A 6,775-nucleotide genomic window follows, 5' to 3' on the forward strand; every position below is an offset into this window, starting at 1 on the left:
CTGTATCATAACATGCTTTTTGACAGAAATTTAATATATTAGTCTGCATAAAGAAATGCGAGATTTCATGCATAACCGCATGAGTCCATTAGACAATGGTGCATGTTTACTGATAACAAGAGTGAAAACTCCTTTGAAAGAGGAGTTCGAATGTGTGTATGCCGTTTGCGCTTAAAATGCAGGCAAAACAGGTGAAACTGGAAAAGGAAAACCAACAAACAATCCCGGAATCTTTTGTGGATTGAATATATGTTATTTGGTTTATCCAAGAAGTATAAATTTCATAACCTGGAATTGTGCCTTATATTTTGAAGATTGGTGGAACTGAACAATCTGACTTTCTAAAAGACTAATTTATATCAGATCAGAAATTATGGGTGCCAGTATAATGCATCTGAATATCTGAATGAAATTTATTAAAAAACTCAATTTATATATATAGTTGCTATACAGTAATATGACAATTATTACAGAGTTTCTAAAGGTTTTCATGCCTCTTCTAGTGGTAATAGATCCTTTCGGGAGCCTTGCAATATTTGTTAGCATGGCCGGTTCTTTCAACCGGGATACAAGAAGGTCAATATCCAGAGATGCAGTTATTTATGCTGGCATTATTATCATACTTTTTGCCATTGCAGGGGGAATCATTATAGAATTTTTTGGCATTTCCATAGAAGCGTTGGAAATTGCAGGTGGAATAATACTTCTTTTAATGGGTATAGAAATGGTCAGGCAGGGTGCAAAACCGGATACATCCGTTGAAAGTTCTAAAAATATGGGAATAGTCCCATTTGCAACACCTTTATTGGCTGGTCCAGGGGCAATTTCGCTTGTAATTATACTTATGAAAGGAGACTTTCTAACGAAAATTCTTACAATAATATCAGTTTTTCTTGTATTAGCAATAGTATACTTCTTCTTCATCTATTCTTCAAAAATACTGAGTATTCTTGGAGATAAGGTTATGACTGCAATAACCAGAATCTTTGGTCTTCTTGTGGCAGGATTTGCAATACAGTATTTTATCGATGCAATGGTAGCATTAAGCGTACTAAAATAATAAGCAATAATTTTAGTCAAAGCATAGAAATATGAATTTCAAAAGATTTTTTAATAATATGGATATCTTTCATGAATGTTTAATGAACTTTACACTTTATTATTCGAACATTACGGAGACCTTTCCTGGTGGCCTTCAGATTCGGATGATGAAACTATAATAGGCTGCATACTGACGCAGAATACATCATGGAAAAATGTGGAAAAGGCAATAAAAACAATGAAGGAAGCGGGAGTTGATTCATTGGTTAAAATTAATGGCATGAGCCAGGAAGAATTAAAAGACCTGATAAAAAGCTCAGGATTTTATAATCAGAAAAGCAGGTATTTAATGAACATAGCCGGGTCAATAATAGAAAACTATGGAAATATAGAAAATATGAAAAATAATAATCCCAATGAAATTATGAATTTCATTTCCAGTATTGCCGGTGTAGGAAACGAAACAATGGAATCAATTATGCTTTACGCCCTGAATTACCACATTTTTGTTGTAGATACATATACATTTAGATTCATTAAAAGATATTATAGTATGGAAATGACCAGGAGGGAAATCAGAAATTATGCTGAAGAGGAATTTAAGGAAGTTTATCAACTTAAAAATTTTCATGGCATGCTCGTAAACCTTGGAAAGGATTATTGCAGAAAAAAACCATTATGCAATTCCTGCTTTTTAAATAAGATCTGTTTGTTCGGGAAAATCAATATATAAAAGAATTTCTCTCTTCTATGTATTGTTTATATTTTCTGTAAGCCCTTAGAGATTCACCTATTATAAGCCCAAGTGTTACTGCAAGCAAAGCATCTATTATAAATTGTATTGATAAATTATTCGGATAGATGAATTCGAAGGATATTCTAATAATAAACGCAACGGCCCAGATAGACAATAAATACGGGGATCTTTTGTAGAAGATTTTTCCATCACTATCAAAAAATGTTACACGTTCACCAAAAGCCAATCCTGGTATAATTCCTAATATGCAGATCGCTAAAATTATGGCCATATAATCAATGTTGCCTATAAAAGCCAACATGAAAAATATTAATAGAAACAGGTATATCACCGGGGTTCTTAAAAGCCTTGACGTTTTGAATTGCTGGCCCTTAAGCCCTCGTTTAAGCCTTTTGTACATTATGCGGATGACTATTAATATCAATGCGACGGCAATAAACGTATTTGATAGATTTAACCCGATCACGCGATTATATTTCACCTACATATATAATTATATTTCTTTTGAAATTAATTTTTTAAACTGATAATTTTAATGCAATTCTCTCTTTCTTTATTATTAAACTGAACTATCGGATAAAAATCAAATAGTTTTCAGTTATAGGCAATTAATGAAAACGGAATGGGTCATCGCATATTCATATTTAATATTCGGAAGTGCCATGCTGGTGGCATACCTTTTTACTCATAACTATGAACTTTCTGTGGCTGCTGAGCTCATATTCATCCCATTCTATTTTTACCATTCCATTAAATTTAAGGGGTTTAAATATACCGAAAAATTTTTTTCTGTTTCCTATATTCTGGCTTTTATTATAGAATTTATTGGTCTCCATACAGGATTTCCTTTTGGCAGGTACACATATACAGCTATACTGGGCCCAGAACTATTTGGCGTTCCAGTTGCAATTCCATTTCTATGGTCTTCATTGCTTTATTTTTCTTCTATAGCAGCAAGAGAGAGGCTGTTCACCTCATCATTATTAATGCTTTTTCTGGACATGTCATTCGATCCAAGATTTTCAAGGCATCTCTGGCACTGGGCCGTGCCCGGAATCTATTTTGGAGTGCCATTATCCAATTTCTTTGGCTGGTTTGGGGCATCATTATTAATTTTTGCAGTGTTATTATTATTTACTGAAAAAAATTCAAGTTTTAGCATCAACGGTTTAATTTTTTATACTCTGCTGGGTTATTTTCAGTGTGTGGAAGATGTCGTTGTTGGCATTTACATACCAGCAGTAATATCCTCCATAATTTTTACCTTAACTTTTCTTTTCCTGCTGAACATGAATTATAAAAATAGTGTGGAGCAGCAACACTCATTTATTGGCAGAATTAAAAAAACAATTTTTAAAATGGAGAAATCTGCCAAATAGTTATATAATAATATCTCATAATGAGCTGAATGTTCAGGGTTAAACTCACTCTGAATAGAGCAGAGTATTTGAAATATCTTGAGGCAATAAAGCCGGAGGTTACGGAAACATTTGGCAGGTCAAGTGTGGTTCTTGAAGAGGATGCTTTAAATATATACATTATCATAGAAGCTCCTGATGCGTCATCACTCCGGGCAAGTGTTTCCTCAATAACAAGGGTATTGAACGTAACAAAAAAAATAATGGAGGTAAATGTATGGTAGAACCTAATTTGAATGCATATTTGCAAAACCAGATAAAGCAGGCACAGGACATGCAGGCACAGATAGAGCAGGTAGCAAACCAGCGCTATCAGATCGATATAAAAGTTAAGGAACTTGAAAAAACTTTAAAAGAATTAAGTGGCATTGAAAAAGATACTCCAGTATATAAAAATGTTGGGCCAATTATTTATAAAGTGGATGATAAGGAAAAACTTATTTCAGATCTTGAAGAGCAGAAGGAACTCAGCCAGATGAGATTAAAAACCATGGAAAATCAGCAAAAAACACTGGAAGATAAATATAAGGAACTGGAGCAAACAATACAGAGAAAATACGAAGAATCAACAAGGGGACAGAATAATCAGGGAATAAATTAATAGTGCAATTTCAGCAATTACATAGATTTAAGAATTTTTTCCCTTATCTTAGACGAACTGTTAAAATTTCCATTATATGGCTTTGTTCTTTTTATTTTTGTATTCAATCCAAGTTTCTTGCATTCGTTTTCAATATAAGCATCATCAAATTTCTGGTCATATCCCAGTGTAATTATATCTGGCTTAATCTCATTAACAGTTTGAAAAATATTGTCATTGCTGTGGCCTATCATTACTTCATTTACCATTTTAAGCTCTGACACAAGGGCAGCCCGTTCCACCTCATTAAAAATCAATGCCTTGCCATGCTTTTTAGCAGTGTAATCCGATGCAACAACAACAACTAAATAATCTCCAAATGATTTTGATTCATTTAAATAATGTACATGGCCTAAATGCAGTATATCAAAAACCCCTGATGCCATAACTTTTATCATTGCCAGTTAAACACTTAAGAATTTATAAATAATTCGCTCAAAGGCGAATGGCATTTTAAATTTAAAAAATAAGTAACCTTAAGTTTAAATAATCATTCTCAATAATTGTGGCATATGCAAAATATAACGGAAGACGTTTATAAAGAGCTAAAGGCAGCAGTTGAAAAAACTACGGAAAATCCATGTGCTATAGCTTATTCCGGCGGTCTTGACAGTTCTCTTCTTCTTGCTCTTTCAAATTATACCTATATTCCTTACACACTGGGATTCTCAGATTCCAGAGACATAGACAATGTTGATGAAAACTCGATGATTTTGAAAATACATGTGAAAAAAATCATACTTGATGATATAGATATCCATAGTTATATAGAACAGCTATTAAAAATAGATCCAAAAATTACCAGAATGGAATTGGGATTCGAACTTGTACCCTTTATACTAATGGATTTTATACCTGAAAAGTTCGTTGTCACAGGTCAGGGGGCAGATGAATTATTTTATGGTTACAGAAGATTTATAGATAATCCAAGGCTAAAAAATGATACTTACATCAATAGATTATTCAATGTCACACTGCCCAGGGAGAAGAAAATAGCAGAATATTACGATAAGGAATTATTAACTCCGTATCTATCTCCAGGTATCCTTAAAATGAGAACTAACATAACAAGAGAAGAAAATATACTGGATAATAGAAATAAGTTGATTTTAAGGGAAATAGCATCAAAGATTTCTCTTCCGGAAGAAATATATAATAGGCCAAAATCGGCTGCTCAGTATGGATCTGGAATAAATAAATATCTTCTAAAGCAATCTGATAAAATATTTAGAAATGAATAAATAATAATGTGTAATATACTATATAACATTAATAATTAACAATGGGATAAATAATGACATATACAGGAATAATAGGAGGAAGTGGACTTTACAGTATAATGGAAAGCAAGAAAGTCGTGGATGTTGATACACCTTACGGAAAGCCATCAGCACCTTTAGAAATCGGTGAAATAAATGGTATAGAAGTTGCATTCCTTCCAAGGCATGGAAAGAAGCACACTATTCCTCCTCATATGGTAAATTATAAAGCAAATATTTTTGCACTTCATAAACTTGGAGTTGAAAGAATAATAGGATTAAATGCAGTTGGCTCTTTAAATGAAAATTATAAGCCCGGTGACATAGTAATACCGGATCAGTTTATTGATTTCACAAAGCGCAGGGACCTTACATATTACAATGGGCCGGATGTTTACCATATTTCTATGGCAGATCCTTTCTGCAGTGATATAAGTGCAAAAGCATATGAAACAGGAAAAAAATTATCATTTCCTGTTCATAAAAATGGTTCTTATCTCTGCATTGAAGGCCCAAGATTTTCAACAAGATCGGAATCAAAAATGTTCAAAAATTTTGCTGATATTATAGGAATGACACTTGTTCCTGAAATAAACCTCGCAGCAGAACTGTCAATGTGCTATGGCATGCTTGCAACAGTTACTGATTATGACGCATGGAAGGACGAAGCTGTAGAAGCTTCTGATGTTATGCAAATAATGAGGGAAAGCGAGGAAAAAGTTTCAAAAATGTTATATAATTTAGTTCCACAAATTAACGGTCAAAGGAATTGCAAATGTTCTTTGAGATTAGAAAATGCAAAGGCGTGATAAAAAATGAAAATAAAATTTCTCGGCGGAGCCGAAGAAGTCGGAAGACTAGCAATAAAGATAGAGGATAAGCAAAGCAAGATAATGATAGACTACGGTATAGAACCGGAAAAACCACCGGAATACCCACTTCCACCTGAAAAGGTGAATGATATATTCTTAACGCATGCACATTTAGACCATACAGGGGCGTTACCAGTTTATTACCATAGCTATCAGGCAAATTTCCATGCAACTGCAATGACTGCAAACAGCATAAAACCAATACTCATGGATTCCTTAAAAATCATGAGGCTTGAAAACTATACAAAAATGTTCAATGAGGAGGATGTTGACAATCTTTTCAAGTCTATGATAACAGCAACATATGAAAAGCCTTTTGAAGTTGATAATCTTACTGCTATAGCACACAGTGCAGGGCATATACCAGGTTCAACAATGTGGTGGTTTCAGGATGCAAAATCTTTCATGATTACAGGAGATTTATATACTAGAGATACAAATCTGTTGACAGGAGCAAAACCAGTTAAAACAGATGTTTTAATCATGGAAAGCACATATGCAGGCAGAGACCATGAAAACCGTGATGAAGTAATACAGAGGCTTAAAGAAAGCATAAAAGAAGTCATAGATAATGGAGGAAGAGTAATACTTCCAACATTTGCCATTGGCAGAACACAGGAAATGATTATGACTTTAAGGGATATGGATTACAGAATATATGTTGATGGCATGGGAAATAAGATATCATGGATATATATGGATACACCGGGGTTTATTAAAGATCCTAAGCTGTTCAGGAAGTCAATGGGCCGTGTAATCCAGATCAGAAACAACAGAATGAGGCAGGA

At 33.7% G+C, this 6,775-nt stretch carries 10 protein-coding genes; 8 read left to right on the top strand and 2 right to left on the bottom strand.

Annotation, left to right across the window (positions count from 1 at the left end):
- Positions 1-457 precede the first annotated feature (457 nt).
- Positions 458-1,060: a MarC family protein gene (locus WKI77_RS06885; RefSeq protein ID WP_337861090.1), complete on the top strand. Its 603-nt coding sequence runs from the start codon at positions 458-460 to the stop codon at positions 1,058-1,060.
- A gap of 75 nt (positions 1,061-1,135) precedes the next feature.
- Positions 1,136-1,774, top strand: coding sequence for an endonuclease III domain-containing protein (locus WKI77_RS06890; RefSeq protein WP_337861091.1), 639 nt, complete (start codon positions 1,136-1,138; stop codon positions 1,772-1,774).
- Here WKI77_RS06890 and WKI77_RS06895 read toward each other — a convergent pair.
- The gene (locus WKI77_RS06895) at positions 1,764-2,264 is read right to left on the bottom strand and encodes a hypothetical protein (protein ID WP_337861092.1); all 501 of its coding nucleotides are present in this window, start codon (positions 2,262-2,264) and stop codon (positions 1,764-1,766) included. The genes WKI77_RS06890 and WKI77_RS06895 overlap by 11 nt on opposite strands.
- A 145-nt stretch (positions 2,265-2,409) precedes the next feature.
- Between WKI77_RS06895 and WKI77_RS06900 the strand changes: the two genes are divergently transcribed.
- Genes WKI77_RS06900 through WKI77_RS06910 form a run of 3 tightly spaced genes read left to right on the top strand, consistent with a single transcriptional unit; the run spans position 2,410 to position 3,817 of the window.
- Complete coding sequence (locus tag WKI77_RS06900) at positions 2,410-3,177, top strand: carotenoid biosynthesis protein (protein WP_337861093.1); 768 nt, start codon at positions 2,410-2,412, stop codon at positions 3,175-3,177.
- Between the two features lie 29 nt (positions 3,178-3,206).
- A complete protein-coding gene (locus WKI77_RS06905; RefSeq protein ID WP_337861094.1) occupies positions 3,207-3,440 on the top strand; it encodes a KEOPS complex subunit Pcc1 in 234 nt (77 codons plus the stop codon).
- Positions 3,434-3,817, top strand: coding sequence for a prefoldin subunit beta (locus tag WKI77_RS06910; protein ID WP_337861095.1), 384 nt, complete (start codon positions 3,434-3,436; stop codon positions 3,815-3,817). Before WKI77_RS06905 ends, WKI77_RS06910 begins: the two co-directional genes overlap by 7 nt.
- A 17-nt stretch (positions 3,818-3,834) precedes the next feature.
- Here WKI77_RS06910 and WKI77_RS06915 read toward each other — a convergent pair whose 3' ends face one another.
- Complete coding sequence (locus WKI77_RS06915; protein WP_337861096.1) at positions 3,835-4,254, bottom strand: adenylyltransferase/cytidyltransferase family protein; 420 nt, start codon at positions 4,252-4,254, stop codon at positions 3,835-3,837.
- A 114-nt stretch (positions 4,255-4,368) separates the two neighbouring features.
- On the opposite strand from WKI77_RS06915, the gene WKI77_RS06920 reads away from it, so the two are divergent.
- The 3 genes from WKI77_RS06920 to WKI77_RS06930 all read left to right on the top strand — a co-directional run.
- Complete coding sequence (locus tag WKI77_RS06920; protein ID WP_337861097.1) at positions 4,369-5,097, top strand: asparagine synthase-related protein; 729 nt, start codon at positions 4,369-4,371, stop codon at positions 5,095-5,097.
- A gap of 53 nt (positions 5,098-5,150) precedes the next feature.
- Positions 5,151-5,924 (top strand): S-methyl-5'-thioadenosine phosphorylase, encoded by a 774-nt coding sequence (locus WKI77_RS06925; RefSeq protein WP_337861098.1) that lies wholly within the window; start codon positions 5,151-5,153, stop codon positions 5,922-5,924.
- Between the two features lie 6 nt (positions 5,925-5,930).
- On the top strand, positions 5,931-6,775 hold an 845-nt coding region (locus WKI77_RS06930; protein ID WP_337861099.1), incomplete at its 3' end, for an MBL fold metallo-hydrolase.

It is taken from the genome of Ferroplasma sp. (assembly GCF_037442045.1).
Taxonomy (GTDB): domain Archaea; phylum Thermoplasmatota; class Thermoplasmata; order Thermoplasmatales; family Thermoplasmataceae; genus Ferroplasma.